The sequence below is a fragment of the Pseudomonas sp. NPDC096925 genome (assembly GCF_044762545.1).
GTDB lineage: Bacteria > Pseudomonadota > Gammaproteobacteria > Pseudomonadales > Pseudomonadaceae > Aquipseudomonas.
In genome coordinates, this window is record NZ_JBIWEM010000004.1 from 45355 (window position 1) to 70696 (window position 25342).

A 25342-nucleotide genomic window follows, 5' to 3' on the forward strand; every position below is an offset into this window, starting at 1 on the left:
GGTTCCAGGATTCATTCCGTTTGGGTGCCCGGATGATTGTAGGAAAAGACCTACGATCCCGCTGGGAATTTTTTGTTATAGCACTCAGGATTTTCTGCGACTTCGGCAGGATCGCCGCAGATGAGGCCCTACAAAGCAGTGGTTTTTATCCGCGCTACTTTGCGCGACACTGTGCGCACGCCAAACCTGGAGCCCGATATGACCGCTAGCGCCGAAAAGTTCACCCGCCAGACCCTGCTCGATGTTCAGCCACTGACGCCGAACCTCTTCAGCCTGCGGGTTACGCGCGATGCGGGGTTCCGCTTCCGTTCCGGCCAGTTCGCCCGCCTGGGCGTGACCAAGGCCGATGGCAGTGTAGTGTGGCGTGCCTACTCCATGGTCAGCGCGCCCCATGACGAGCACCTGGACTTCTTCTCCATCGTGGTGCCTGGTGGGGAATTCACCAGTGAGCTGAGCAGGCTGGGGGCGGGCGATGCTCTGCTGATCGATCGCCAGGCCTTCGGCTTCCTTACCCTCGACCGCTTCGTCGGTGGCCGCGACCTGTGGTTGCTGGCGACCGGTACTGGCATTGCGCCGTTCATGTCGATCCTGCAGGACTTCGAGGCTTGGGAGCGTTTCGACAACATCAAGCTGGTGTATTCGGTGCGCGAAGCGAAAGAGCTGGCCTATGTGGATGAAATCGCCGGGCTGGAGCAGCGCGATTACCTGGCCGAGTTCGCCGGCAAGTTGCAGTTCATTCCGGTGGTGACCCGTGAACAGCACCCGGGGGCGTTGAACCAGCGTATTACCACGCTGATCGAGAATGGCGAACTGGAGAAGGCGGCGGGGCTGGAGCTGTCGCCGGAACATTCGCGGGTGATGCTGTGTGGCAACCCGCAGATGATTGACGATACGCGCAAGGTACTGAAGGCGCGCGACCTGCAATTGAGCCTGAGCAAGCGGCCGGGGCAGGTGGCGGTAGAGAATTACTGGTAAGGCCGTTGGGGGAGCGGCGGTGCGGCGGTCCGATCTGCCCGCGAACACCGGCGGAGCCGGTGCCATCCACCGCGTTGGATTCTTCGCGGGCCTGCCCGCTCCCACAGCGCTCCCTATCTAACCTCAGGGCAAACGGTTCTGGTTCTGCGCCTTGAGCAAATCGCGGATCTCGGTCAGCAAGGTCTCTTCGGCAGTCGGCACAGGCGGTGCAGTCGGCGCCACGGCCTCTTCACGCTTGAGCTTGTTGATCGCCTTCACCCCCATGAAGATGGCAAAGGCCACGATCACGAAGTCGATCACGGTCTGGATGAACTTGCCATAGGCCAGCACCACCGCCGGAACGTCACCTTCGGCAGCCTTCAGGGTAACTGCCAGGTCGCTGAAGTCCATGCCACCGATCAACAGGCCCAGTGGCGGCATGACCACGTCACCGACGAAAGACGAGACGATCTTGCCGAAGGCCGCGCCGATGATGATACCGACCGCCATGTCGACGACATTGCCTTTGACCGCGAAGGCCTTGAACTCACTGATCATGCCCATGTTTGGTTCCTTGTAACAAAAGGTAAGGTTTACGCAGTGTAAGCCACTTGAACGCTTCATGCGTTGTGCTCTGGGCTACTGACTGCGGTTAGAACGAATAGTTTTGTCGCATCCCGAGGCGTTCGAGGCACGTCCAGCTCGGCTATCATGGCGGTTTTTTCCAGGAGACCCCCAGCCATGGCCAAGGCCAAGCGCTTGTATGGCTGCACCGAGTGCGGTGCGACCTTCCCCAAATGGGCCGGCCAGTGTGGCGAATGCGGGGCCTGGAACACTTTGGTCGAGACCATGATCGAAAGCGGCGGCGCCGCTGCGCCCAGTAGCGGCCGTGCCGGCTGGACCGGTCAGCAGGCGCAGATCAAGACCCTGGCCGAAGTCAGCGTCGAAGAAATCCCGCGCTTCACCACCAGCAGCACCGAACTGGACCGCGTGCTGGGCGGTGGCCTGGTGGATGGCTCGGTGGTGTTGATCGGTGGCGACCCCGGCATCGGCAAGTCGACCATCCTGCTGCAAACCTTGTGCAACATTGCCGTGGGCATGCCGGCGCTGTATGTCACCGGCGAGGAGTCGCAACAGCAGGTGGCCATGCGTTCGCGGCGCCTGGGCCTGCCCCAGGACCAGCTCAAGGTGATGACCGAAACCTGCATCGAAACCATCATCGCCACGGCACGCGTCGAAAAACCGCGGGTCATGGTGATCGACTCGATCCAGACCATTTTCACCGAGCAACTGCAATCGGCGCCCGGCGGCGTGGCTCAGGTACGCGAGAGCACGGCGTTGCTGGTGCGCTACGCCAAACAGAGCGGTACGGCGATTTTCCTGGTCGGCCACGTGACCAAGGAGGGCTCGCTGGCCGGGCCACGGGTACTTGAGCACATGGTCGATACCGTGCTGTATTTCGAGGGCGAGTCCGATGGCCGCCTGCGCCTGCTGCGGGCGGTGAAGAACCGCTTTGGCGCGGTCAACGAGCTGGGTGTGTTCGGCATGACCGACCGTGGTCTTAAAGAAGTGTCCAATCCGTCGGCGATCTTCCTCAACCGCACCCAGGAGGAAGTGCCGGGCAGCGTGGTGATGGCGACCTGGGAGGGCACCCGGCCGATGCTGGTTGAAGTGCAGGCGCTGGTCGACGACAGCCACCTGGCCAACCCGCGCCGGGTGACCCTGGGCCTGGACCAGAACCGCCTTGCCATGTTGCTGGCAGTGCTGCACCGCCATGGCGGTATTCCTACCCATGACCAGGACGTGTTCCTCAACGTGGTCGGCGGGGTGAAGGTGCTGGAAACCGCCTCGGACCTGGCGCTGCTTGCGGCGGTGATGTCCAGCCTGCGCAACCGGCCCCTGGCCCATGGCCTGCTGGTGTTTGGCGAGATCGGCCTGTCCGGCGAGGTGCGGCCGGTGCCCAGTGGCCAGGAGCGCTTGAAGGAGGCGGCCAAGCACGGCTTCAAGCGGGCCATCGTGCCCAAGGGCAATGCGCCGAAAGAGGCGCCGGCGGGGTTGCAGGTGATTGCCGTTACCCGGCTGGAGCAGGCCTTGGATGCGCTATTTGAGTAATTTGTAGCTTGTACCGGCCCTTTCGCGGGTAAACCCGCTCCCACAGGTACCGCATCAGCTTCAGGGTTGTGCAAACCCTGTGGGAGCGGGTTTACCCGCGAAAGGGCCGGTACAGGCAAAACGAAAAAGGGGCCGACGATGCGCGTCGGCCCCCCACCTCACCGCTCAGTCAGCAGTCAATGCTCGGCAACCGCACTGCGCCTGACCGTTTCATTGCCATGCTCGTCCAGTTCCAGCATCGGCACTTCATTACCCTCGGCATCGAACAGCTTGCCATCCTTGAAGTAGTCGCCATCACGCAGCGCTGAAATGTCCGAGTACTGGATGGTGCGCTCGTACGCGGCGGCAAACACCGACTGCTGGTCCGAGTTGCCGGCGGTGAAGTGGTTGAAGATCAGGTTCAGCAGGATGGCCATGATCGCCGCCGAGCTGATGCCCGAGTGGAAGATGGTCTCGAACCAGTTCGGGAAGTGGTGGTAGAAGGTCGGTGCGGCAATCGGGATCATGCCGAAGCCCAGCGAGGCGGCAACGATGATCAGGTTGACGTTGTTCTTGTAGCTGACCTTGGACAGGGTACGGATACCACTGGCCGCCACGGTGCCGAACAGCACGATGCCCGCGCCACCCAGTACCGGGGTAGGGACTGCTGCTATCACCCGGCCCATGATCGGCAACAGGCCCAGCACCACCAGGATCACGCCACCGGTGGCCACCACGTAGCGGCTCTTGACCCCGGTCACGGCTACCAGGCCGACGTTCTGGGCGAATGCGCTCTGGGTGAACGAGCCGAAGATCGGCGCCAGGACGCTCGACGCCATGTCGGCGCGCAGGCCGTTGCCCAGGCGCTTGGAGTCGACCTTGGTGTCGATGATCTCACCCACGGCGAGGATGTCGGCCGAGGTTTCAACCAAGGTCACCATGATCACGATGCACATCGACAGGATTGCGGCGATGTGGAATTCCGGCATGCCGAAATGAAACGGCGTGGGGAAGGCGAACATCGGGCCCTCGGTGACCTTGCTGAAGTCGGCCATGCCCAGCGCCCAGGCGATCAGGGTGCCGACCACCATGGCCAGCAGGATCGACAGGCGCGAGATGGCCGCGCTGCCCAGCTTGCTCAACAGCAGCACGATGGCGAAGGTCAGTGCTGCCAGGCCGATATTGGCCACGCTGCCGAACTCCGGCGATGCGCTGTTGCCACCCATTACCCAGCGGGCGGCCACGGGCATCAGGGTCAGGCCGATGGTGGTGATGACAATGCCGGTCACCAGCGGCGGAAAGAACTTGGTGATGCGCGAGAACACCGGGGTGATCAGAAAGCCGATCAGCGACGCTGCCATGACCGCGCCGAGCACGCCTGGCAGACCACCACCGCCCTCGCTGCTGAGGATTGCCCCCATGGTTGCCACACCGGCGAACGAAACACCCTGCACCAGCGGCAACTGGCAGCCGAAGAACGGCAAACCGAGGGTTTGCAGCAGGGTGGCCAGGCCACCGGCAAACAGCGAAGCGGCGATCAGCATGCCGATTTCGGCGCCGTTCAGGCCCGCGGCCTGCCCCAGGATCAGGGGTACCGCGACGATCCCGCCGTACATGGTCAGCACATGCTGCAGACCATAGGCCAGGTTGGCCCCAAGGCCGAGGTTTTCATCCTCGGGGCGCTTGGCGGGAGACGTGCTAGTGGACGTAGTCATGGAGCAGGCTCTCTGTTTATTGTTGTGGCGCTACTGTAGACACTTCCTGCAAATGATTTCCACAAGAATTGTATACAATATTTTGATTGGAGCGCGCACAAGAGCGCCCGCAAGGTGTGTGTGCATCCAATGCAGAACGCGTACCAACTCTTCAGAGGCTGTACTAGAGGGGTGTGTACAAAACGCTGCTACCCAGGCTTAAAGCTGTCTGGGTAGACAGGAAACACAAGGTGAGGAAGCCATTAGCTAGCTAAGAGATTTCATTATTCGATGAGTTCGCGCAGCTCACGCATCATTTCGGTGCTGTCGGCCACGTTCAATTCCACAAGACGGTGCAAATGGCTCATCGACTCGAGGTCGATGTACAGGCAGATGAAGCCCAGGCGGTCCGGTTCTTCATGGCGCAGTTCAACTTGCATCTGCACACGTGTATCGGGGTCCAGTTGAATGATGGCGTCGAAATCCTGGGTCAGGTCGGCATCCCAGTTGGCCGGGCGCTCGATCAGCAAACCCTTGAGTGAAAGGTCCAGCAGCTTGGCAGGCCAGCGTTGCAGGCCCTGGCGCAGTTCGGTGGGGGCGTCGAAATCGATGCGCTGAAAGCGGCGGCGTTCGTGTTCGCTCATGGGATAGATCCTCGAATAGGTCCTCAGGGGACATCCTGACTATAGTTAGAGTGGTATGTGCATCAGGTACCGCAATCTGGCCGCAGAGGCTCTAGACCAAAGCAAGTGTGGCAATGCGCGATGACTCGCCCTAGACTCGATGGGCGGTCTTTTCCAATCCACCAGCTGGAAGCAAACCATGAACAACAATAATAGCCTGCTACGCCACATTCCGTGGCTGGCGCTGGCAGTCATAGGAGCCTGTGCGCTGGGTGTGGTTGCCCTGCGTCGCGGCGAGGCGATCAATGCCTTGTGGATCGTGGTCGCGGCGGTGGCCCTCTACCTGGTCGCCTATCGTTACTACAGCCTGTTCATCGCCACCAAGGTGATGCAACTCGACCCGCGCCGAGCCACCCCGGCGGTGCTCAACAACGACGGCCTGGACTACGTCCCGACCAACAAACACATCCTCTTCGGTCACCACTTCGCCGCCATCGCTGGCGCAGGTCCCTTGGTCGGCCCGGTACTCGCCGCGCAGATGGGCTACCTGCCCGGCACGCTGTGGCTGATCGCCGGCGTGGTGCTGGCCGGTGCGGTGCAGGACTTCATGGTCCTGTTCCTGTCCACCCGCCGTAACGGCCGTTCGCTGGGCGACATGGTGCGCGAGGAGATGGGCCGCATTCCGGGCACCATTGCCCTGTTCGGCTGCTTCCTGATCATGATCATCATCCTTGCGGTGCTGGCGTTGATCGTGGTCAAGGCCCTGGCCGAAAGCCCGTGGGGCATGTTCACGGTGATGGCGACCATCCCGATCGCGATGTTCATGGGCATCTACATGCGCTACATCCGCCCGGGCCACATCGGTGAGATTTCGGTCATCGGCGTGGTGCTGCTGCTGGCCTCGATCTGGCTGGGGGGCCAGATTGCTGCAGATCCGACCTGGGGCCCGGCGTTCACCTTCACCGGCGTGCAGATCACCTGGATGCTGGTGGGTTATGGCTTCGTCGCCGCAGTGCTGCCGGTATGGCTGGTACTGGCGCCACGTGACTACCTGTCGACCTTCCTCAAGATCGGCACCATCGTTGGCCTGGCCATCGGTATCCTGATCATCGCGCCCGAGCTGAAAATGCCGGCGCTGACCCAGTTCACCGACGGCACCGGCCCGGTGTGGAAGGGCACCCTGTTCCCGTTCCTGTTCATCACCATCGCCTGTGGTGCGGTGTCCGGCTTCCACGCGCTGATCTCCTCGGGGACCACGCCGAAGCTGCTGGACAACGAAACCAACGCCCGCTACATCGGCTACGGCGGCATGCTGATGGAATCGTTCGTCGCCATCATGGCCATGGTCGCCGCTTCGGTAATCGAGCCGGGCGTGTACTTCGCCATGAACAGCCCGGCCGCGGTGGTCGGTGCAGACGTGGCGTCGGTGGCGCAAACGGTCAGCAGCTGGGGCTTCCTGATCACCCCTGAGCAGCTCGAGGCCACCGCCCGCGACATTGGCGAGCACACTGTGCTGGCCCGTGCCGGTGGCGCTCCAACCCTGGCGGTGGGTATCGCGCAGATCCTGCACCAGGTGCTGCCGGGTGAAAACACCATGGCCTTCTGGTACCACTTCGCGATCCTGTTCGAGGCCCTGTTCATCCTCACTGCGGTAGACGCCGGCACCCGTGCCGGGCGCTTCATGCTGCAGGACCTGCTGGGCAGCTTCGTGCCGGCGCTCAAACGCACCGAATCGTGGACCGCCAACCTGATCGGTACTGCCGGCTGCGTGGCCCTGTGGGGCTACCTGCTGTACCAAGGCGTGATCGACCCGCTGGGTGGCATCAACACCTTGTGGCCGTTGTTCGGCATCTCCAACCAGATGCTGGCCGGTATCGCCCTGATGCTCGGCACCGTGGTGCTGATCAAGATGAAGCGCCAGCGCTACGTCTGGGTCACCCTGCTGCCGGCCGTGTGGCTGCTGATCTGCACCACTACCGCAGGCCTGATCAAGCTGTTCGACCCGAACCCGGCAGTCGGCTTCCTGGCCCTGGCCAAGAAGTACAGCACTGCACTGGACGCCGGCCAGGTACTGGCCCCGGCCAAGGACATCGGGCAGATGCAGCATGTGATCTTCAATGCCTACACCAACGCCGGCCTGACCGTGCTGTTCCTGTTGGTGGTGTTCAGCGTGCTGTTCTTCGCTGTCAAGGTCGGCTTCGCCGCCCTCGGCCGCAAGGAACGTACCGACAAGGAAACCCCGTTCCAGGCCCTGCCGGACGCTTGAGAGGACTGCTGCGATGTTCAACGACCTGGGTCGACTGGGTAAATACCTGGGGCAGGCAGCCCGCCTGATGGTCGGCATGCCCGACTACGACAACTACGTCGAGCACATGCAGACCAAGCACCCGGACAAGCCGGTCATGACGTACGAGGAGTTCTTCCGCGAACGCCAGGAAGCGCGTTACGGCGGCAAGTCCGGGCCCAAGTGCTGCTAACGGCCCGCGCTAGCCTGATCGGCTAGCGCGGTCTTTGTGGGAGCGGCCTCGTGTCGCGATAGGGCCGCTCCCACAAGGGCCGTGGTACACCTTCAAAATTCTCACTGCACAGGAGATGTTCTGCGTGCAGACGCCTATTCCCGTAACCGTGCTCACTGGCTTCCTCGGTGCCGGCAAGACCACCTTGCTCAAGCACATGCTCAAGGCCGAGCACGGCCTGAAAATCGCCGTGATCGAAAACGAATTCAGCGAGGCCGGCATCGACAGCCAGCTGCTGGGCGACGAGCCGGTGCAGGTGATGACCCTGGCCAATGGCTGTGTGTGCTGCAGCATCCACGGCGACCTGACCCGCGCCTTGTACCTGCTGCTCGAACGCCTGGATGCCGGCGAGATCGCCTTCGACCGCCTGGTAATCGAATGCACCGGCCTGGCCGACCCGGCGCCGGTGGCACAAACCTTCTTCATCGACGAGGAGCTTCGCGAGCGCTATATCCTCGATGGCATCCTCACCCTGGTCGATGCCGCCCACGCCGAGCTGCACCTGACCCAGACCATCGCCCAGGCCCAGGTCGGCTTTGCCGATCGCCTGCTGCTGAGCAAGACCGACCTGGTCGAGCCCGCTGCGGTCGAGGCCCTGCGCGAGCGCCTGGCCCGCATCAATGGCCGGGCCGCGATCCGTGTGGTCGAGCATGGTCGCATCGACCTGGCTGAACTGCTGGATGTGCGTGGTTTCAACCTCAACCCCGATCTGGGCGCGAACCTGCAGCCGGCGCTGCGCCCGCTGCTCAAGCCCGCTACCCCGGACCGGATCTCCACCTTGGTGCTGCGCACGGAAACCGCGCTGGACATCGACCGCCTCAGCGACTTCATGAACGAACTGCTGGAAACCCACGGCAAGCAGCTGCTGCGCTACAAGGGCGTGCTGAACATTGCCGGTGAAGCGCGCAAGCTGGTGTTCCAGGGCGTGCTCAAGCTCTACGGCTTCGACTGGGATGCCGAGTGGGCCGAAGATGAAACCCGCGAGAGCGTGATGGTGTTCATCGCCGACGAATTGCCCGAAGCTAGGATTCGGGCTGGGTTCGAGGCGCTGGCTGCGGGCTGAGCTGACGCGGTGTCTGGGCCTGGAACCACTGTGGCCATGAACTGCGGTGGCGTGTCTCCAACTCGATACACGGGATCAGGCGCTCGGTCAGCAGCGCCGTTTGCCGCACCGCCTTGGCAGTGCGGTACTTGGCGCTGTGGATGCACTCGCGGTCGCCGAACTCGCAGCGGTTCAGCGCCGTGCCGCCGCAGGGGCCATTGGCCAGGCCCTTGGGGCAGGTTTCCGGGCAGATGTACAGGGTGTCCTCCAGGCGGCAACGGCCGCAGGTGTCGCAGCCTACCAGCGGGTGCTTCACCGCGTGTTCCACCTTGTGCAGCACCCGCGCGCCAAGGCGTGTAGTCCACAAAGGCTGGCGCACGGCCCAGCCAAATGCCTTGCTCAGGCCATTACGGCGGCTGAACAGCAGCGAATGCATGCCGTGCATCAGGTGATAGCGCGCTTTTTCTTTGAACGACGCATCGACCCGTGACTCGCCCTGGCGCCAGCTCGCCTGTGGCGGGTGGAAGCTGACTGCCGGCAGACCGGGCATCTGCCAGCTGGCATGCCAGGCCGGCGCCCATTGTTCCAGCGTGTGGATTTGCGCCTGCCAGTGCTCGATGCGTGCTTCCAGGGCCAGCAGTTGCTTGAGTTCGTGAACCCCCGACAGATGCACGCCGGCATAGCCCATCAGCTTCACGCCGATGATCTGCAAGGCCAGGCGGTCGATGCTGCGCGCCTGGGCAAAGGCCTTGGACTGCGCCGCTTCCGCTTCGAGCATGTCGCGCATGGACGGCGTGACGGTCACGCCCGCCACGTGCTCGAGCATCGTCGCCCGCCCGTGGGTGAGGCTCATCAGGCAGGCCAGCATCGGCCTGGGCGTGGCCTGGCGGCTCATCCAGTGCATGGCTTCCTGGTGTTTGCCAGCATCGAAACCCAGTTGCAGGGTGAGGAAGTCGGCGCCTGCCGCCAGCTTTTTCTCGGCCTTGAAGTATTGGGCACCGCCTTCTTCCTCGCAGTACTTGAACGGGTTCAGCGCAGCGCCAAGCAGCCAGTGCGGGCAGGCCTGGCGGGCGATCTGCAGGGCTGCGACCGATTCCAGGTAGCGCACCGGGCGCTGGCCAGGCTGGTGGCCGGGCAGGCGGTCGCCGGTGAGCAGCAACAACTGGTCCAGGCCGGCGGCATCCATGCGTTGCAGTTGGGCGAGCAGGTGGTGGTGTTCGCGGTCCTTGCCGGAGAAATGCGGCAGGGCGGGTACCGGGTTGCTGAACGAGGCGAGGGCGTCCAGTGGCGACATGTCCAGCGGGCTGCCGACGCGGTCGCCAATGGCCACGGTCATTGGCCAGCCGCACAGGTGCGCACGGGCCAGGATCGCCTCCATGGCGGCGAAGCGTTCTGCGGAGGCTTTGGGGACGAACTCCATGACGCAGACGAAGGTGTTTTCGCGCAGCGCGGTTTTCAGCAGGCTCATGGGGCCGGGTACCTGGTGTGGTCAGGGTGGCATTGTGCGGCAGAAGGCGGGTGGGGTCATGTCCGAATGCGCAGGGTGGTGCTCTGAATGAGACATCCAAGGTTGCCTGTAGCGGCCCTTTCGCGGCTAAAGCCGCTCCCACAGGGTGGCGCGGTACCTGTGGGAGCGGCTTTAGCCGCGAAAGGGCCGGCACAGGCAGCACAAAAACATGAACATGAGGAAATCTTGAGTTCATCTCAAATTTAATGAGTTTGTCTCAAGATGCAAGCATCCGGAAAATCCCCTCATTCATTTATGCATGCTGAGGGACAAGACATGGCACTGGCACACAACCTGGGCTTTCCACGTATCGGTCGCGACCGCGAGCTGAAAAAGGCCCTGGAAGCCTACTGGAAGGGTGAACTCGACGAAGCCGGCCTGCGCGCCGTCGGCCGTGAGCTGCGTGCCCGCCACTGGCAGGTGCAGAAAGACGCCGGCATCGAACTGCTGCCGGTCGGCGACTTCGCCTGGTACGACCAGGTGCTGACCCACTCGCTGACCTTCGGCGTGATTCCGCAGCGTTTCCGCAGCCAGGACGCTGCCAGGCCGACCCTGCAGACCCTGTTCGCCATGGCCCGTGGCGCCGTGGGTGACAGTTGCTGCGGTGGCGCACACGCCCAGGAAATGACCAAGTGGTTCGACACCAACTACCACTACCTGGTCCCCGAATTCACCGTCGACCAGCAGTTCGCCCTGAGCTGGGAGCAGTTGTTCGAAGAAGTGGCAGAGGCCCAGGCCCTGGGCCACGCGGCCAAGCCGGTAGTAATCGGCCCGCTGACCTACCTGTGGCTGGGCAAGGCCAAGGGTGGCGATTTCGACAAGCTGGAGCTGCTCGACCGCCTGCTGCCAGTGTATGACCAGATCCTCAACCGCCTGGCTGCCCAAGGTGTGGAATGGGTGCAGATCGATGAGCCGATCCTGGCCCTGGACCTGCCTCAGGACTGGAAGAACGCTTACGAGCGCGTCTACAACATCCTTCAGCGGGCGCCACTGAAAAAGCTGATCGCCACCTACTTCGGCGGCCTGGAAGACAACCTGGGCCTCGCCGCCAACCTGCCAGTCGATGGCCTGCACATTGACCTGGTACGGGCGCCCGAGCAGTACCCGACCATCCTCGATCGCCTGCCGGCCTACAAGGTGCTGTCGCTGGGCCTGGTCAACGGCCGCAACGTCTGGCGCTGCGACCTGGAAAAGGCGCTGGCGGTACTGCGCCATGCCCATGAACGCCTGGGCGAGCGGCTGTGGGTGGCGCCGTCCTGCTCGCTGCTGCACAGCCCGGTGGACCTGGCCCGTGAGGACCAGCTCGATGCCGAACTGCACAGCTGGCTGGCCTTTGCCGTGCAGAAGTGCCAGGAAGTGGCGCTGCTGGCCAAGGCCATCAATGTTCCGCAAGCCGACGACGTGACCACAGCACTGGCTCAGAGCCAGGCCGTGCAGGCCAGCCGCGCCGCTTCGCCGCGTATTCACAAGCCTGCCGTGCAAGCCCGCCTGGCGGCCATCAAGCCCGCTGACAGCCAGCGTCAGTCGGCGTTTGCCCAACGTATCGTCAAGCAACGTGCGGGGCTCGACCTGCCAGCGTTCCCGACCACCACCATCGGCTCGTTCCCGCAGACCTCGGCGATTCGCCTGGCACGCCAGGCCTACAGGCAGGGCAAGCTGACCGAGGCCGATTACGTCGAGGCCATGCACAGCGAGATCCGCCATGCGGTGAAAACCCAGGAGGACCTGGGCCTGGATGTGCTGGTACACGGTGAGGCCGAGCGCAACGACATGGTCGAGTACTTCGCCGAGCAGATCGATGGCTATGCATTCACCCGCTTCGGCTGGGTGCAGAGCTATGGTTCGCGCTGTGTGAAGCCTGCGGTGATCGTTGGTGACCTGAGTCGGCCGAAGGCCATGACCGTGGAATGGATCAAGTACGCCCAAGGCCTGACCAGCAAGGTGATGAAGGGCATGCTGACCGGCCCGGTGACCATGCTGATGTGGTCGTTCCCGCGTGAAGACGTGAGCCGCGAAGTGCAGGCGCGCCAGCTGGCTCTGGCAATCCGTGACGAAGTGGTCGATCTGGAAGCGGCGGGTATCAGGATTGTGCAGATCGACGAAGCGGCTTTCCGTGAAGGCCTGCCGCTGCGCCACGGTGCCTGGGCCCACTACCTGGAGTGGGCCACCGAGGCCTTCCGCCTGTGTGCCTCGGGGGTGCGTGACGAAACCCAGATCCACACCCACATGTGCTACAGCGAGTTCAACGACGTGATCGAGTCGATCGCGGCGATGGATGCCGACGTGATCACCATCGAAACCTCGCGGTCGGACATGGAGTTGCTGGCGGCGTTCGAGCGCTTTGCCTACCCCAACGAGATCGGCCCGGGTGTGTATGACATTCACTCGCCACGGGTGCCGACCCGTGAGGAGATGGTCAAGCTTCTGCGCAAGGCTGCCCGGCGTATCCCGGCCGAGCGTCTGTGGGTCAACCCGGATTGCGGGCTGAAGACCCGTGCCTGGCCGGAGACCGAGGCCGCGCTGATCAATATGGTTGCCGCTGCTCGTGAGTTGCGCGCTACCGCCTGATCATTTACTGCCGGTACCGGCCTCTTCGCGGGTAAACCCGCTCCCACAGGGACCGTGCATATCTTGAATGCAGTGGTGCGCCTGTGGGAGCGGGTTCACCCGCGAAGAGGCCGACACAGGCACTACAAACTCCTAGAATGCCGACTTCAATCAAATCGACAGGAAGTGATGCGATGCGAGTTCTGGTAGTCGGCGCCAGCAAGGGCCTGGGCAAGGCGTTCATGGAAGGTTTGGGTAAACCGGGCGACACCTTGATTGGTGTGTCGCGCAACAAGCCAGCGGCAGTGAGCGTTGGCAAGGATGTCCTGGCCCAGTGGATCGAGGCCGATCTCGGCCAGCCGGTCGCCGCCGTCGAGGCAATTTTCCGCGTGCTGGCCGAGGGTGGCGTGGATACGCTCATTTATAACCTCGGCCTGTGGGAAGCGGAGGCCTTCGAGGCGCACTACAGCTTCCTCGATGATCGTGATGTGGAATTGCAGCGCATGGTCGATTGCAACATCACCGCGACCATCCTGCTGATCAAGCGCTTGCTGCCGTTGCTGCTCGAAAGCGGAAAACCACGGATCATCCTTACCGGTTCCACCTCGGGCCTGCCCCAGAGTGGTCGCCCTGAAGTGACTTTCGCCGCCTCCAAATTCGCCCTGCGCGGCATCGCCGAGGCATTGCGTGAAGGTTATCGCGGGCAGGGGCTTGGGGTGACGTGCCTGAACCTGGGCTACCTGAATACCGAGGATGGCCTGGATGTGCCGTTGGCCGAGGCTGCAGCGCGTGGGGAAGGGGGGCTGATACCGCTGCATGACGTGGTGCTGATGGTGCGCACGCTGCTGGAGTTGTCGGCGGCGAGCTATGTGCGCGAACTGACCCTACCGGCTATTGCCGATGAGCGGTTCTGAAGCCTGAGGTTACTCAGTAAGCAGGCCCGGCCTCTTCGCGGGCTTGCCCGCTCCCACAAGTACTGCACAAACCTCGAAATTTGAGCTGCACCTGTGGGAGCGGGCAAGCCCGCGAAGAGGCCGGGCCTGCTCATATCAATCCGAGATCACCGCTCGATTGCCAAGGCTACCCCTTGGCCGCCACCAATGCACAGTGTCGCCAGGCCTTTCCTGGCATCGCGCTTGATCATCTCGTGCAGCAGGGTCACCAGCACCCGGCACCCGGACGCACCAATCGGGTGGCCGAGGGCAATCGCCCCGCCATTCACGTTGACCCGCGCGGCATCCCATTCCAGCGCCTTGCCCACGGCCAACGCCTGCGCGGCAAAGGCTTCGTTGGCTTCGATCAGGTCTAGCTCGGCCAGTTGCCATCCGGCCTTGTCCAGGCAGCGCTGGGTGGCCGAAACCGGGCCAATGCCCATGATCGCCGGGTCTACGCCGGCACTGGCATAGGCCGCGATCCTGGCCAGCACCGGCAGGCCCAGGGCCTTGGCCTTGGCGGCGCTCATCAGCAGCACGGCGGCGGCGCCGTCATTCAGGCTTGAGGCGTTGCCGGCGGTAACGCTGCCGTCCTTCTTGAACGCCGGGCGCAGTTTGCCCAGGGATTCGGCAGTGGTATCCGGACGCGGCTGCTCGTCCCGCGCGAAGACTTTGGGTTCTCCCTTTTTCTGCGGCAGCACGATCGGGGTGATTTCATCATCGAAGCGGCCGGCCTCTATCGCGGCCACCGCCTTGCGCTGAGACTCGGCGGCGAAGGCGTCCTGCTGCTCCCGGCTGAGGCCGTACTGGTCCACCAGGTTTTCGGCGGTGATACCCATGTGATAGTCGTTGAAGGCATCCCACAGGCCGTCGGTGATCATGCTGTCGATCAGCTGGCCATGGCCCATGCGCTGGCCGGTGCGGGCCGAGGGCATTACGTAGGGGGCAAGGCTCATGTTCTCCTGGCCGCCGGCGATTACCACCTCGGCGTCACCGCAGCGGATGGCCTGAGCGGCCAGGTGTAGCGCCTTGAGGCCCGAGCCGCAGACCTTGTTCAGGGTCAGTGCCGGTACGCTGAAGGGCAGGCCGGCCTTGATCGCAGCCTGGCGTGCCGGGTTCTGCCCGGCGCCGGCGGTAAGCACCTGGCCGAGGATGACTTCGTCAACCTGCGCCGGGGCCAGACCGGTCTGCTCCAGCAGGCGCTTGATCACGGCGGCACCGAGGTCTACTGCAGGCACAGTGGCCAAGGCGCCCTGGAAGCTGCCGATGGCGGTACGGGTTGCAGCGACGATGACCACGTCGTTCATGTTGTTGTTCTCCGTGCGATGGGCGTAATGCCTCAAGCATCGGTGGCTTTGGCTCATTTGTTAAGTTTGTTTTTCTTTGCGATTGATGTGCAAAGCAAATGAATGAGCGTAAAGCGGCGTGCAGAACTATGCTAAGGGATGCGCTACTACATTCATCTGGATGGAGTTCACGCCCATGCGTACATTGATCGCGCTGACCCTTTTGATTGGCAGCAGCACAGTATTCGCCGCCACCGAATGCACCACCGCCGACAAAAGCACCTGGCAGGATCAGGAAAAATTCCAGGCGCAGCTCAAGGAGCAGGGCTACAAGATCAACAAGTTCAAAGTCACCAAGGGCAACTGTTACGAGATCTATGGTTTCGACAAGGATGGCAAGAAGGTCGAGATCTACCATGACCCAGTGACTGGCAAGGCAGTCAAGAGCGAGTACCACGAGTGAACAGCGACGGCACGGTGCAGCTGTGGGATCCCCTACTGCGGCTGTGCCACTTGTCGATGGCCGTGGTGTTTTTCGCCAACTACTTCTTCAACGAAGCGGGAGAAGACTGGCACCAATGGTTGGGCTATTACGCACTGGCCGTTGTGGTGGTGCGTGTGATCTGGGGTTTTGTCGGGCCACGCAGCGCGCGCTGGGCCGACTTCTGGCCAACCCCGGCAAGCCTGGTCGGGCATGCCCGGACGCTGCTGCATGGGGAGCTTGACCCTCACATGGGGCATTCGCCGATTGGCGCCCTGGTGATGGTGCTGATGATGACCGGCATCGCCGGTCTGGGCCTGACCGGGTGGGCCTCACAGGAGGTGGACGCGCTGTTTGGTGTCGACTGGCCGTTGGACCTGCACAGCTGGTTGGCCAACGCGGTGCTGGTGCTGGTTTGCGTGCATGTGCTGGGCGCTATCTACGAGAGCGTGCGCATGCGGGAAAACCTGCCGTGGTCGATGATCACCGGGCGCCGTCGGCAGCCCCGCGATTGATAGTGCCGGCCTCTTCGCGGGCTTGCCCGCGAGAGGCCAGCACAGGCAGCATCTGCTACACCGCCGGGCACTGATGGGTCACACAGTGAATCCCCCCACCCCCGGCAGCAATGGCATCGATATCCAGCTGCACGATATCCCGCCCCGGATACAACGCCGTCAGCAGCCCCCGCGCTTTCTCGTCCGCCGCCCCATCGCCAAACTGTGGCGCAATGATCGCGCCATTGAGCACGAAGTAATTGATGTACCCCGCGGCAAAGTCGTCATTGCCTTTGCTGAACCTGTTACGCCGCCCGTGCAGCGGCGGCGACACGACATGCACCTGCAACTTGCGGCCCTCGGCATCGGTGGCCCGTTTGAGGATCTCCAGGTGCTGGCGCGTCACGGCGTAGTCATACGAGTCCGGGTCGTTATCCAGGTTGGCAATCACCACCCCTGGCCTCACGAAGCGGGCATAGAAGTCCACGTGCCCGTCGGTGATGTCCTGGCTGGCGATGCCCGGTAGCCAGATGATCTTGCTCAGCCCCAGGCGCTCCTTGAGCTCTGCCTCGACCTGCGCCTTGCTCCAGCCTTTGTTGCGGTTGGCATTGACCCAGCTGCTCTCGGTCATGATGCCGGTGCCGTGGCCGTCCACTTCGATGGCGCCGCCTTCACCCACCAGGGCGCTGCGCTGGTAGCGGGCGCCGGCCAGCGTGGTGACGCGTCTGGCCAACTGGACATCGTTGCTGTGACGCTGCTTGTTGCCCCAGCCATTGAAGTTGAAGTCTACCGCCGCCAGGGCTCCGTCATCATCGACGACGAAGTTGGCGCCGATGTCGCGCATCCAGATGTCGTCCAGCTCGCACTCGACGAAACGTGTGCGATGGCTGCCACAGTGCTGCTCGGCCAGCTTGCGCTCGCTGGCCCGGCAGAACACTGTCACCGGCTGATAGCGCGCGATGGCCTGGGCGATGCGACCGAGGGCGGCCTGTACATCGGCGGTGAAATCCTCCCAGATCGCATCCTGGGCACCAAAGGCGATGAACGCGCGCTGCTGCGGCTCGCCTTCGTCCGGCATGAACCAGCGCCCGGGTTCTTCGGCACGGGCCAGGCCCAGCGGCAGGCCGAGGCTGGCGACCAGCGACAGTTGCAGGAAGGTTCTACGGCTTGGCATGGCTCAGTCCTGTGCAGTCTTGAAACGTGTCCACACGCGCATGCGTGCGCGCATGTCGGCCTGTGGGATATCGCGGCCCGGGATCAGCCGGGCATAAGTGGCTTGGTCGAGGTAGATATCGGGGTTGTCGCGCATGCGCGGGTCCACCGCCTGGCGTGCCTTGGCGCTGGCGGTGGGGTAGCCGGTGAAGTTGCTGATGGCCGCCATGTTCGCCGGGCGCATGACGAAATTGATGAAACGATAGGCGTATTCCGGGTGCTTGGCATCGGCCGGGATGGCCATGGTATCCATCCACACTGTGGTGCCCTGGCGCGGCACGCGGTACTGGAAATCGAGATGCTTGCCCGCGGCCTCGGCGGTACGCTGCGCCTGGATCACATCACCGCTGTAGCCCAGTGACAGGCACAGGTTCTCGTTGACCAGTTCGGTCACTGGTTGCGACTGGAATTTGCGTACGTACGGGCGAATCGCCTTGAGCAGTTCACTGGCTGCAGCCAGATCTTCGCGCTTGGCACTGCGTGGCTCGCGGCCCAGGTAGTTGAGGACCACTGCCAGCACTTCGTCGGGCGAGTCGATGACCGAAATGCCGCAGTCGGCGAACCTGGCGGCCAGCTCCGGCTTGAACAGCAGGTCGAGGTTGTCCAGCGGCGCATCGGGCATGCGCTGGCGGACTTTGTCGGCATTCACCGTCAGACCGATGGTGCCCCAGGTGTAGGGCACGGTCGCCTGGCGGGCCCTGGGGTACCGGGCGTGCAGCTTGCGCAGCCCGGGCTCGATGTCGTCAAGGGCCTCCAGGCGGCTGTGGTCCAGTGGCTGCAGGCTGCCGGCGCGCATCAGGCGCTCGGCGACGGTATCGCCGGGGAAGACCAGGTCGTAGCCACTGCGCCCGGACATCAGCTTGGCCTCGAGCACTTCGCTGCCGTCCATCACATCGTAGATTACCTGGATGCCGGTTTCGGCTGTGAACTGCTTGAGGGTGTCCTCGGCAAAATAGTCGGCCCAGTTGTACAGGTGCAGCACGGGCTGCTCGGCCTGGGCCTGGCAGGCGCAGACGGCCAGCGCCAATGCAGCTAGAGTGTGGCGTTTCATGCTCAGGCCCTCAGGGTGTGTGGGAGGCGGCCGTCCAGGGTCAGCAGCGTGGCGTACATTTCCGGGCGGCGATCGCGGTAGATGCCCCAGCTCAGGCGGTCTTCCCGCATGCCGGCCAGATCCAGGTCGTGCAGCCAGATGCCGCTGCTGTCGCGGTCGGCTTCGGCAAGCATGGCGCCCTTGTGGTCGCAGATGAACGACGAGCCGTAGAAGCGCATGGCCAACCCGGCATCGCTGGCGGCGACCTCCTCGCCCACGCGGTTGGCCGCTACCACCGGCAGCAGGTTGGCGGCGGCATGGCCGCGCATGGCTACCTGCCAGTGGTCGCGCGAGTCCAGGTCGGCACAGCCGGGCTCGGAGCCGATGGCGGTGGGGAACAGCAGCACTTCGGCGCCCATCAGTGCCAGGCAGCGGGCGGTCTCGGGGAACCACTGGTCCCAGCAGATACCGATGCCCAGGCGGCCAAAGGCGGTGTCCCAGACCTTGAAGCCGGTGTCGCCGGGGCTGAAGTATTCCTTCTCCTGGTAGCCGATGGCGTTGGGGATGTGGGTCTTGCGGTATACGCCAAGCAGGCGGCCGTCGGCATCGGCCACGGTCAACGAGTTGAAGAAAGCATTGCCTGCGCGCTCATACCAGCTCAGCGGCAGCACCACGCCCAGCTCGCCGGCCAGTGCGGCGAAGCGCTGCAGGATCGGGCTGGCGGGGTAGGGCTGGGCGAGGGCCTGGTGCTGGTGGTCTTGTTCGATGCAGAAGTACGGGGTGGCGAACAGTTCCTGCAGCAGGATCACCTGGGCGCCTTCGGCGGCGGCCTGGCGTACCAGTTGTTCGGCGCGGTCGAGGTTGCCGGGCAGGTCCCAGCTGCACGGCATCTGGGTGGTGGCGACGCGCAGCAGGTTCATGGCTGCACCTCGGGCTGTTGCTGGGTGATGCAATGAATGCCGCCACCGCCATGGGCAATGTGGTCGATGCGCACCGGTACGATCTCCCGCCCCGGGAAGGCGTGGGCCAGTTGCGCGGCGGCTTCCTGGTCGGCGGCGATGCCATAGGCCGGCATGATGATCGCGCCGTTGGCAATGTAGAAGTTGGTGTACGAGGCGCAGAATACCTCGGCGTCCTGGTCGACGGCGGCGCTGGCTTCATACAGATCGAGCAGTTCGAAGTGCCGGCCTTGGGCGTCGGTGGCCAGTTCCAGGGCGCGGCGGTTTTCCCGCACCACTTCGGCGTACACCGAGTGCTGGTCATGGATGGCGTCGACCAGCAGCACGCCAGGGCGGGCGAAGGCGCATACGCCGTCGATGTGGCCGTCGGTCATGTCGCCGGTGATGTACTGTGGGTCGCCTGGTAGCCAGATGGTCTTGCGGATGCCCAGGTAGCGGGCGAAGCAGGCCTCGAACTCGGCCTTGCTCACACCAGGGTTGCGGTTGGGGTTGAGCAGCACCGACTCGGTGGTGATCAGAGTGCCTTCGCCGTCCACATGAATCGCCCCGCCTTCGTTGCACAGCGATGTGCTGAAACCGTCCAGGCCCAGGTGGTCGAGGATGCGCCGGCCAAGGCTGCGGTCCTGGCCGTGTCGAGACTTGCCACCCCAGGCGTTGAAGCGCCAGCTCAAACCGGCCAGGCCATGCTGTGGGTGGCAGATGAAGCTCGGGCCGCTGTCCCGGCACCAGCTGTCGTCCACGGTCATTTCGACCAGCTCGATATTGGCGCCGCAGAGGGCGCGGGCGCTTTGCAAGGCCGAAGGGTCGACCACCATCTTCACTGGCTCGAAGCGGGCGATGGCCGCCGCGACCCGGGCGTAGTCCTGCTGTACGTCGGCCAGGTGCACGTGCCAGCCGCTTTCCCACAGGGCCTGGTTGTGCGGCCAGACCATCCAGGTTGCAGCGTGGCGGGCCCATTCGGCGGGCATGCGCCAGCCGCTGTCGAGGGACAGGTGCATAGTGAACTCCGATCTATTAAGGATTTTTATCAACGAAGCCCGCCGTCGCGGGTGTTGAGGTCCATGCTATGGCTAGGCCTGGCCGACGACAAACGATAGATTTAGCGCACATCTGATCAGCAGGGCTTATCAAACATGCTCAAACACTGGCCACCCCTGAATGCCTTGCGCGGCTTCGAGGCCGCTGCGCGGCTGGGCAGCTTTCACAAGGCCGCCGAAGCGCTGAACCTGACCCAGTCGGCCATCAGCCAGCAGATTCGCAGCCTGGAAACCTACCTGGAGCAGCCGCTGTTCCACCGCAGTGGCCGAAGCGTGAGCCTGACCGACGCCGGGCACGACCTGCTCAGCACCACGCAATCGCTGCTGCAGCACCTCGCCGTTGGCATTCGCCGGCTCGACCAGTACCGCAAGCCCAACCAGCTGGTGGTCAACACCAGCCCGGCCTTTGCCAGGCACTGGCTGCTGCCGCGGCTGGCCGACTTTCATCAGCGCTGCCCGGATGTCGACTTGTGGTTGTTCACCAGTTTCGAAGTGCCGGAGATGGCGACCGAGACCATCGACCTGGCCATCCGCGACGACCTCAGTGCCCAGGCCGAGTGCAGCTTCAGCGTGCTGCACCAGGACCAGCTGTACCCGGCCTGCCACCCGGCATTGCTGCAAACGCCGATGTCGCGGCGCACCACCTTGCATGGCGAGCGCGAGATGGACTGGAGCCACTGGCAGCTGGAGGGGGGCGAGGACGTGGGGCAGCAGGGCAAGGGGCTGAACTTTTCCGACCCCGGGCTGCTGCTGGATGCGGCGAGCGAGGGGTTGGGGGTGGCCCTGGTCAGCCAGTTGCTGGCGCGGCGGGCGGTGGAGGAGGGGCGTTTGCAGGCGTTGTCGGCGCAGCGCGTGCGTGGGCCGGCGTGGGCTTGCCTGGTGCATCGGGATAGCCAGGATGATCCGTTGGCCCGGCAATTCCTGGAGTGGCTGAAAGAGGCTCTCTTGTCAGATTGATGTTGCCAGTGCCGGCCTCTTCGCGGGTGAACCCGCTCCCACAGGTATTGCGCAGCCCAAAGGATTTGCGCGGTTCCTGTGGGAGCGGGTTCAGCCGCGAAGAGGACGGCGAAGGAAAACCTCGGTTTTGCATCCCCAAGATCACCCCGTAATATGTGTCGGATAACCTGCGGGGGTAGTCTCACCCTCTGATCAATCGGAATCGCCCATGGCGGCGCTTCCCCCGGCATAAACCTGACGAGGTACAGACATTGGCCATCATTCATCCTAAGGTCCGCGGTTTCATCTGCACCACGACTCACCCGAAGGGCTGCGAGCTCAACGTCCGTGACCAGATCGAAGCCACCCGCAAGCTGGGCGTGCGCGAGGATGGCCCGAAGAAGGTCCTGGTCATCGGTGCTTCCAGCGGCTACGGCCTGGCAGCCCGCATCACCGCGGCGTTCGGCTTCAAGGCCGACACCCTGGGCGTGTTCTTCGAAAAGCCAGGCACCGAGACCAAGGCCGGCACCGCTGGCTGGTACAACGCTGCCGCCTTCGACAAGTTCGCCAAGGCCGAAGGCCTGTACAGCAAGTCGATCAATGGTGACGCCTTCTCCGACGAAGCCCGCGCCAAGGTCATCGAGCTGATCAAGAACGAAATGGGCGGCAAGGTCGACCTGGTCATCTACTCGCTGGCCTCGCCGGTGCGCAAGCTGCCGCAGACCGGTGAACTGGTGCGTTCGGCCCTGAAACCGATCGGCCAGCCGTACAAGTCGACCGCCATCGACACCAACAAGGACACCATCATCGAGGCCAGCATCGAGCCGGCTACCGAGCAGGAAATCGCCGACACCGTCACCGTCATGGGTGGCCAGGACTGGCAGCTGTGGATCGACGCCCTGGCTGGCGCCAACGTGCTGGCCGAAGGCGCCCGCACCGTGGCCTTCAGCTACATCGGCACCGAAATCACCTGGCCGATCTACTGGCACGGTGCGCTGGGCCAGGCCAAGCAGGACCTGGACGAAACCGCCCTGCGCCTGGACAAGAAACTGGCCGGCGAAATCAAGGGCGGCGCCAACGTGGCGGTGCTGAAGTCGGTGGTTACCCAGGCCAGCTCGGCCATCCCGGTGATGCCGCTGTACCTGTCGATGGTGTTCAAGATCATGCAGGAGAAGGGTGTTCACGAAGGCACCCAGGACCAGCTGGACCGCATGTACCGTGACCGCATGTACCGTGCCGACGGCGCGCCGGCCGAGGTCGACGAGAAAGGCCGCCTGCGCCTGGACGACTGGGAACTGCGTGATGACGTGCAGGATGCCTGCAAGGCCCTGTGGCCACAGGTGACCACCGAGAACCTGTTCGAGCTGACCGACTATGCCGGTTACAAGAAGCAGTTCCTCAACCTGTTCGGCTTCGAGCGCGCTGACGTCAACTACGACGAAGACGTGGCTACCGATGTGAAGTTCGACTGCATCGAGCTGTAATCGGCTTTAGCCTGTACCGGCCTCTTCGCGGGTAAACCCGCTCCCACAGGCATCTCACCAAGCCTGAAGGGAGTGGGGAACCTGTGGGAGCGGGTTTACCCGCGAAGAGGCCGGTACAGGCTATAAAATCTTTGCTAGCTTTGGCGCACGACAACAGGGAATGTGCCATGAGCAGCCTCACCCAGCCCGCCACTGCCTTTCGCCACACCGCAGCCGACGGTTACAGCCTCGGCGGCTTCCGCTGGCGCCACGCCCGACCTGACCCCCAGCGCCCGCTGGTGATCATCAACGCTGCCACCTCGGTACGCTGCCGCTACTACTCGCGTTTCGCCGACTACCTGTTCGCCCAGGGTTGCGATGTGCTGACCTACGACTACCGTGGCATCGGCGAATCCCGGCCGGCCTCGCTGCGCGGCTTCCAGGCTTCCTGGAGCGACTGGGGCCGGCTGGATTTCGAAGCCATGCTGGTGCACGCCGCAGAACATTTCCCCGGCCAGCCGGTGGACGTGGTGGGGCACAGTTTTGGCGGCTGCGCAGTGGGGCTGGCACCGTCGGCGAGCAAGGTACGCCGGGTGGTGATGGTCGGCGCGCAATTCGCCTACTGGCGCGATTACGCGGCCGACCAGCGCTGGCAACTGTTCGGCAAGTGGCATGTGGTCATGCCGCTGCTCACCCGGGTGTTCGGTTATTTTCCCGGCAAGCGCCTGGGTTGGCTGGAGGACACGCCATCCGGCGTGGTGCACGACTGGACCACCCGTACCCCACGCTATGAGCACCGACCCAGCGGGCGTGCGCTGGAGGCACTACCGTTCGCCCAGGTGCGGGCGGCAACGCTGGCCATCAGCCTGACCGATGACCCCTTTGGTACCGTGGCGGCGACCGAGCGTTTGCTGGGTTATCTGCAGGGCGGCGAACGCCAGCACCTGCGCATTGCGCCTGTGGATATCTCGGTCGATGAAATTGGCCATTTCGCGTTTTTCCATGACCGGTTTCGCGAAAGCCTGTGGCCGGTGGCCTTGCAGTGGTTGCAGCAGGGTGGGTTGGCGGGTGGGGTGCCGGGAACCATCATGGATTGATGGTGGGGTGGAAAATCTGGGGCCGCAAAGCGGCCCCGGCTATCTCAAGCCTTGCGCGCAAGCGGCAGCTCGGCAAACTTGACGCCCGCCAGCCCATGCTTGATCAGCGCGCGGATATTGCCATGGTCGCTGCCCTCGGGCGTGGCCACCACGTCACGGTAGTGTTCGCCAAAGGCCAGCAGTGCTTCCTGGTCACTCAGCCCTTCCAGCAGCGCCAGCCCCAGGGTCTTGCAGGAACCTTCGTTCTGCCCGGCCGCATTCGCCACGCCGCCATTGTCGAAGGCCTGAGGCTGGTAGTTGTAGTTGTCGGCAATGAACGCCAGGGTGTCGGCAAACACGTGTTGGCCGCTGGCCAGGCTGGCGCGCAGGGTGTTCAGGTCAGTCACGGGGTTTTCCTTTTTCGAACGCCGCCTGTTGGTCGGCGCTGGCTTCTTTCTGGTATTGGGCTTTCCACTCGGCGTAGGGCATGCCGTACACCGCTTCGCGGGCGTCATCCAGGCTCAGGTCGAGCTGGCGCTCGTCAGCCGCGGCCTTGTACCACTTGGACAGGCAGTTGCGGCAGAAGCCGGACAGGTTCATCAGGTCGATATTCTGCACGTCGGTGCGCTTTTGCAGGTGTTCGACCAGGCGCCGGAACGCGGCGGCCTCGAGTTCGAGCTGTTGCTGTGGGGTCATGGGCTTCTCTCAGGTCATGCGGTTCTTCAGGTGGCGGCCACCGTTGATGACCACCTGGCTGCCGGTGCTGTACTGGCTGGCGAGCAGGTACTTGACCGTTTCGATCAGCGGGCCGGCGCCGGGTTCGAACTCCAGCAGGGCCTTTTTCAGGGTTTGCTGGCGGTAGGCTTCGTCACCCCCTTCCTTGAGGATCAGCAGCCCGGGCAGGATACCGTTCACATGCACCTTGGGCGCATATTTTTCGGCGAACGACAGCACCATGTTCTGCAACGCGGCCTTGGTCGCGGCATAGCCGATGTGGCTTTTGCTGCCGCGCGATGAGGTTTCGTCGCAAATGTGGATGATGTCGGCCTTTTCCACCTTGGCCAGCAGGTCGCCCAGGGCCAGGTTGAGGTGGTAGGGCGCTTCGACGTGCAGGCGGAACATGGTCTCGAGGTTGTCGAGGCCATCGTCGAGCCACAGCGAGGCGTTGTGGATGATGGCGCGCAGGCCGTCGTAATGGTTGTGCAGGTAGTCGATCAGGGCCTGGCGGTCGGCCGCCTGGCACAGGTCGGCCTGGAACTGCACGATGTTCGGGTGGGCCGCCTGTGGCTGGACGCTGCGGCTGGCACTGACCACCGTATGGCCGGCCTGTGCCAGTTCAAGGGCCAGGGCCAGCCCGACGCGCTGGCTGGCTCCGGTAACGAGAATGGGGCTGTTCATGTTCGGGGCGGTCAACTTGTCTGTCCTTTGGTTGCCGCCCAGCATACCCGAACTGTCTACCGCG

Annotated in this window: 24 protein-coding genes; 12 read left to right on the top strand and 12 right to left on the bottom strand. The window is 63.6% G+C overall.

All coding sequences use genetic code 11. The features are described from left to right. Window positions 1–198: 198 nt before the first annotated feature. A complete protein-coding gene (locus ACIQYU_RS13970; protein WP_207836544.1) occupies window positions 199–975 on the top strand; it encodes a ferredoxin--NADP reductase in 777 nt (258 codons plus the stop codon). Between the two features lie 123 nt (window positions 976–1098). On the opposite strand, the gene mscL is transcribed toward ACIQYU_RS13970, so the two are convergent. Continuing rightward, window positions 1099–1518, bottom strand: coding sequence for a large-conductance mechanosensitive channel protein MscL (mscL, locus tag ACIQYU_RS13975; RefSeq protein WP_207836542.1), 420 nt, complete (start codon window positions 1516–1518; stop codon window positions 1099–1101). 177 nt (window positions 1519–1695) lie between these two features. Here mscL and radA point away from each other — a divergent pair, with 177 nt between their 5' ends. Further along, window positions 1696–3066, top strand: coding sequence for a DNA repair protein RadA (gene radA, locus ACIQYU_RS13980; RefSeq protein ID WP_003251626.1), 1371 nt, complete (start codon window positions 1696–1698; stop codon window positions 3064–3066). 176 nt (window positions 3067–3242) lie between these two features. Here radA and ACIQYU_RS13985 read toward each other — a convergent pair whose 3' ends face one another. Together ACIQYU_RS13985 and ACIQYU_RS13990 are read right to left on the bottom strand one after the other, a co-directional pair. Then, window positions 3243–4760 carry a nucleobase:cation symporter-2 family protein gene (locus ACIQYU_RS13985; RefSeq protein ID WP_207836538.1) on the bottom strand — a complete coding sequence of 506 codons (1518 nt, stop codon included), beginning with the start codon at window positions 4758–4760 and terminating at the stop codon, window positions 3243–3245. 263 nt (window positions 4761–5023) lie between these two features. Next, window positions 5024–5383, bottom strand: a complete 360-nt coding sequence (locus ACIQYU_RS13990; protein WP_207836536.1) for a PilZ domain-containing protein — start codon at window positions 5381–5383, stop codon at window positions 5024–5026. 178 nt (window positions 5384–5561) lie between these two features. Between ACIQYU_RS13990 and ACIQYU_RS13995 the strand changes: the two genes are divergently transcribed. The 3 genes from ACIQYU_RS13995 (at window position 5562) to yjiA (ending at window position 8941) form a co-directional block, all read left to right on the top strand. Continuing rightward, window positions 5562–7628 (top strand): carbon starvation CstA family protein, encoded by a 2067-nt coding sequence (locus ACIQYU_RS13995; protein WP_063913400.1) that lies wholly within the window; start codon window positions 5562–5564, stop codon window positions 7626–7628. Window positions 7629–7641: 13 nt separating this feature from the next. Continuing rightward, window positions 7642–7839 (top strand): YbdD/YjiX family protein, encoded by a 198-nt coding sequence (locus ACIQYU_RS14000; protein ID WP_013974210.1) that lies wholly within the window; start codon window positions 7642–7644, stop codon window positions 7837–7839. Window positions 7840–7963: 124 nt separating this feature from the next. After that, the gene (gene yjiA, locus ACIQYU_RS14005) at window positions 7964–8941 is read left to right on the top strand and encodes a GTPase (RefSeq protein ID WP_207836523.1); all 978 of its coding nucleotides are present in this window, start codon (window positions 7964–7966) and stop codon (window positions 8939–8941) included. Here the strand turns inward: yjiA and ACIQYU_RS14010 are convergent. Beyond that, the gene (locus ACIQYU_RS14010) at window positions 8901–10388 is read right to left on the bottom strand and encodes a methylenetetrahydrofolate reductase C-terminal domain-containing protein (protein WP_233687081.1); all 1488 of its coding nucleotides are present in this window, start codon (window positions 10386–10388) and stop codon (window positions 8901–8903) included. The two genes, yjiA and ACIQYU_RS14010, sit on opposite strands and share 41 nt — an antisense overlap. Window positions 10389–10703: 315 nt before the next feature. Here ACIQYU_RS14010 and metE point away from each other — a divergent pair, with 315 nt between their 5' ends. Both metE and ACIQYU_RS14020 read left to right on the top strand, forming a co-directional pair. Beyond that, window positions 10704–12995 carry a 5-methyltetrahydropteroyltriglutamate--homocysteine S-methyltransferase gene (gene metE / locus ACIQYU_RS14015; protein ID WP_233694106.1) on the top strand — a complete coding sequence of 764 codons (2292 nt, stop codon included), beginning with the start codon at window positions 10704–10706 and terminating at the stop codon, window positions 12993–12995. Window positions 12996–13168: 173 nt separating this feature from the next. Next, complete coding sequence (locus ACIQYU_RS14020) at window positions 13169–13888, top strand: SDR family NAD(P)-dependent oxidoreductase (RefSeq protein ID WP_402800453.1); 720 nt, start codon at window positions 13169–13171, stop codon at window positions 13886–13888. A gap of 146 nt (window positions 13889–14034) precedes the next feature. Here ACIQYU_RS14020 and ACIQYU_RS14025 read toward each other — a convergent pair whose 3' ends face one another. Next, a complete protein-coding gene (locus ACIQYU_RS14025) occupies window positions 14035–15213 on the bottom strand; it encodes an acetyl-CoA C-acetyltransferase (protein ID WP_233687078.1) in 1179 nt (392 codons plus the stop codon). Window positions 15214–15388: 175 nt separating this feature from the next. Here ACIQYU_RS14025 and ACIQYU_RS14030 point away from each other — a divergent pair, with 175 nt between their 5' ends. Next, complete coding sequence (locus ACIQYU_RS14030) at window positions 15389–15655, top strand: PepSY domain-containing protein (RefSeq protein ID WP_063913395.1); 267 nt, start codon at window positions 15389–15391, stop codon at window positions 15653–15655. Continuing rightward, window positions 15652–16188 carry a cytochrome b/b6 domain-containing protein gene (locus tag ACIQYU_RS14035; RefSeq protein WP_402800457.1) on the top strand — a complete coding sequence of 179 codons (537 nt, stop codon included), beginning with the start codon at window positions 15652–15654 and terminating at the stop codon, window positions 16186–16188. Before ACIQYU_RS14030 ends, ACIQYU_RS14035 begins: the two co-directional genes overlap by 4 nt. A 55-nt stretch (window positions 16189–16243) precedes the next feature. Here ACIQYU_RS14035 and ACIQYU_RS14040 read toward each other — a convergent pair whose 3' ends face one another. The 4 genes from ACIQYU_RS14040 to ACIQYU_RS14055 are packed head-to-tail and all read right to left on the bottom strand — an operon-like array spanning window position 16244 to window position 20366. Further along, complete coding sequence (locus ACIQYU_RS14040; RefSeq protein WP_233694108.1) at window positions 16244–17341, bottom strand: agmatine/peptidylarginine deiminase; 1098 nt, start codon at window positions 17339–17341, stop codon at window positions 16244–16246. Between the two features lie 3 nt (window positions 17342–17344). Continuing rightward, window positions 17345–18430, bottom strand: a complete 1086-nt coding sequence (locus ACIQYU_RS14045) for an extracellular solute-binding protein (RefSeq protein WP_402800460.1) — start codon at window positions 18428–18430, stop codon at window positions 17345–17347. Window positions 18431–18432: 2 nt separating this feature from the next. Beyond that, window positions 18433–19329, bottom strand: coding sequence for an N-carbamoylputrescine amidase (aguB, locus tag ACIQYU_RS14050; RefSeq protein WP_207836475.1), 897 nt, complete (start codon window positions 19327–19329; stop codon window positions 18433–18435). After that, window positions 19326–20366, bottom strand: coding sequence for an agmatine/peptidylarginine deiminase (locus ACIQYU_RS14055; protein ID WP_207836473.1), 1041 nt, complete (start codon window positions 20364–20366; stop codon window positions 19326–19328). Before ACIQYU_RS14055 ends, aguB begins: the two co-directional genes overlap by 4 nt. A 135-nt stretch (window positions 20367–20501) precedes the next feature. Between ACIQYU_RS14055 and ACIQYU_RS14060 the strand changes: the two genes are divergently transcribed. From ACIQYU_RS14060 to ACIQYU_RS14070, 3 genes are all read left to right on the top strand, one after another. Continuing rightward, complete coding sequence (locus tag ACIQYU_RS14060) at window positions 20502–21362, top strand: LysR substrate-binding domain-containing protein (protein WP_207836471.1); 861 nt, start codon at window positions 20502–20504, stop codon at window positions 21360–21362. 251 nt (window positions 21363–21613) lie between these two features. After that, the gene (fabV, locus tag ACIQYU_RS14065; RefSeq protein WP_087503177.1) at window positions 21614–22825 is read left to right on the top strand and encodes an enoyl-ACP reductase FabV; all 1212 of its coding nucleotides are present in this window, start codon (window positions 21614–21616) and stop codon (window positions 22823–22825) included. 167 nt (window positions 22826–22992) lie between these two features. Next, entirely contained in the window at window positions 22993–23901 is a 909-nt protein-coding gene (locus ACIQYU_RS14070; protein WP_333957018.1) for an alpha/beta fold hydrolase, read from the top strand. A gap of 44 nt (window positions 23902–23945) precedes the next feature. On the opposite strand, the gene ACIQYU_RS14075 is transcribed toward ACIQYU_RS14070, so the two are convergent. Genes ACIQYU_RS14075 through folM form a run of 3 tightly spaced genes read right to left on the bottom strand, consistent with a single transcriptional unit; the run spans window position 23946 to window position 25323 of the window. Further along, the gene (locus tag ACIQYU_RS14075) at window positions 23946–24287 is read right to left on the bottom strand and encodes a HopJ type III effector protein (protein ID WP_207836460.1); all 342 of its coding nucleotides are present in this window, start codon (window positions 24285–24287) and stop codon (window positions 23946–23948) included. Then, on the bottom strand, window positions 24280–24576 hold the full coding sequence (locus ACIQYU_RS14080; protein WP_003260708.1) for a DUF1244 domain-containing protein: 297 nt from the start codon (window positions 24574–24576) through the stop codon (window positions 24280–24282). The genes ACIQYU_RS14075 and ACIQYU_RS14080 overlap by 8 nt, the downstream gene beginning before the upstream one ends. Window positions 24577–24585: 9 nt before the next feature. After that, a complete protein-coding gene (folM, locus tag ACIQYU_RS14085; RefSeq protein WP_063913386.1) occupies window positions 24586–25323 on the bottom strand; it encodes a dihydromonapterin reductase in 738 nt (245 codons plus the stop codon). Between the last annotated feature and the right edge of the window lie 19 nt (window positions 25324–25342).

Excerpts from the sequence above, each read along its gene's own strand:
- ACIQYU_RS13970 (WP_207836544.1), top strand. The coding sequence starts at position 199 with ATGACCGCTAGCGCCGAAAAGTTCACCCGCCAGACCCTGCTCGATGTT.
- mscL (WP_207836542.1), bottom strand. The coding sequence starts at position 1,518 with ATGGGCATGATCAGTGAGTTCAAGGCCTTCGCGGTCAAAGGCAATGTC.
- radA (WP_003251626.1), top strand. The coding sequence starts at position 1,696 with ATGGCCAAGGCCAAGCGCTTGTATGGCTGCACCGAGTGCGGTGCGACC.
- ACIQYU_RS13985 (WP_207836538.1), bottom strand. The coding sequence starts at position 4,760 with ATGACTACGTCCACTAGCACGTCTCCCGCCAAGCGCCCCGAGGATGAA.
- ACIQYU_RS13990 (WP_207836536.1), bottom strand. The coding sequence starts at position 5,383 with ATGAGCGAACACGAACGCCGCCGCTTTCAGCGCATCGATTTCGACGCC.
- ACIQYU_RS13995 (WP_063913400.1), top strand. The coding sequence starts at position 5,562 with ATGAACAACAATAATAGCCTGCTACGCCACATTCCGTGGCTGGCGCTG.
- ACIQYU_RS14000 (WP_013974210.1), top strand. The coding sequence starts at position 7,642 with ATGTTCAACGACCTGGGTCGACTGGGTAAATACCTGGGGCAGGCAGCC.
- ACIQYU_RS14010 (WP_233687081.1), bottom strand. The coding sequence starts at position 10,388 with ATGAGCCTGCTGAAAACCGCGCTGCGCGAAAACACCTTCGTCTGCGTC.
- metE (WP_233694106.1), top strand. The coding sequence starts at position 10,704 with ATGGCACTGGCACACAACCTGGGCTTTCCACGTATCGGTCGCGACCGC.
- ACIQYU_RS14020 (WP_402800453.1), top strand. The coding sequence starts at position 13,169 with ATGCGAGTTCTGGTAGTCGGCGCCAGCAAGGGCCTGGGCAAGGCGTTC.
- ACIQYU_RS14025 (WP_233687078.1), bottom strand. The coding sequence starts at position 15,213 with ATGAACGACGTGGTCATCGTCGCTGCAACCCGTACCGCCATCGGCAGC.
- ACIQYU_RS14030 (WP_063913395.1), top strand. The coding sequence starts at position 15,389 with ATGCGTACATTGATCGCGCTGACCCTTTTGATTGGCAGCAGCACAGTA.
- ACIQYU_RS14040 (WP_233694108.1), bottom strand. The coding sequence starts at position 17,341 with ATGCCAAGCCGTAGAACCTTCCTGCAACTGTCGCTGGTCGCCAGCCTC.
- ACIQYU_RS14045 (WP_402800460.1), bottom strand. The coding sequence starts at position 18,430 with ATGAAACGCCACACTCTAGCTGCATTGGCGCTGGCCGTCTGCGCCTGC.
- aguB (WP_207836475.1), bottom strand. The coding sequence starts at position 19,329 with ATGAACCTGCTGCGCGTCGCCACCACCCAGATGCCGTGCAGCTGGGAC.
- ACIQYU_RS14055 (WP_207836473.1), bottom strand. The coding sequence starts at position 20,366 with ATGCACCTGTCCCTCGACAGCGGCTGGCGCATGCCCGCCGAATGGGCC.
- ACIQYU_RS14060 (WP_207836471.1), top strand. The coding sequence starts at position 20,502 with ATGCTCAAACACTGGCCACCCCTGAATGCCTTGCGCGGCTTCGAGGCC.
- ACIQYU_RS14070 (WP_333957018.1), top strand. The coding sequence starts at position 22,993 with ATGAGCAGCCTCACCCAGCCCGCCACTGCCTTTCGCCACACCGCAGCC.
- ACIQYU_RS14080 (WP_003260708.1), bottom strand. The coding sequence starts at position 24,576 with ATGACCCCACAGCAACAGCTCGAACTCGAGGCCGCCGCGTTCCGGCGC.
- folM (WP_063913386.1), bottom strand. The coding sequence starts at position 25,323 with ATGCTGGGCGGCAACCAAAGGACAGACAAGTTGACCGCCCCGAACATG.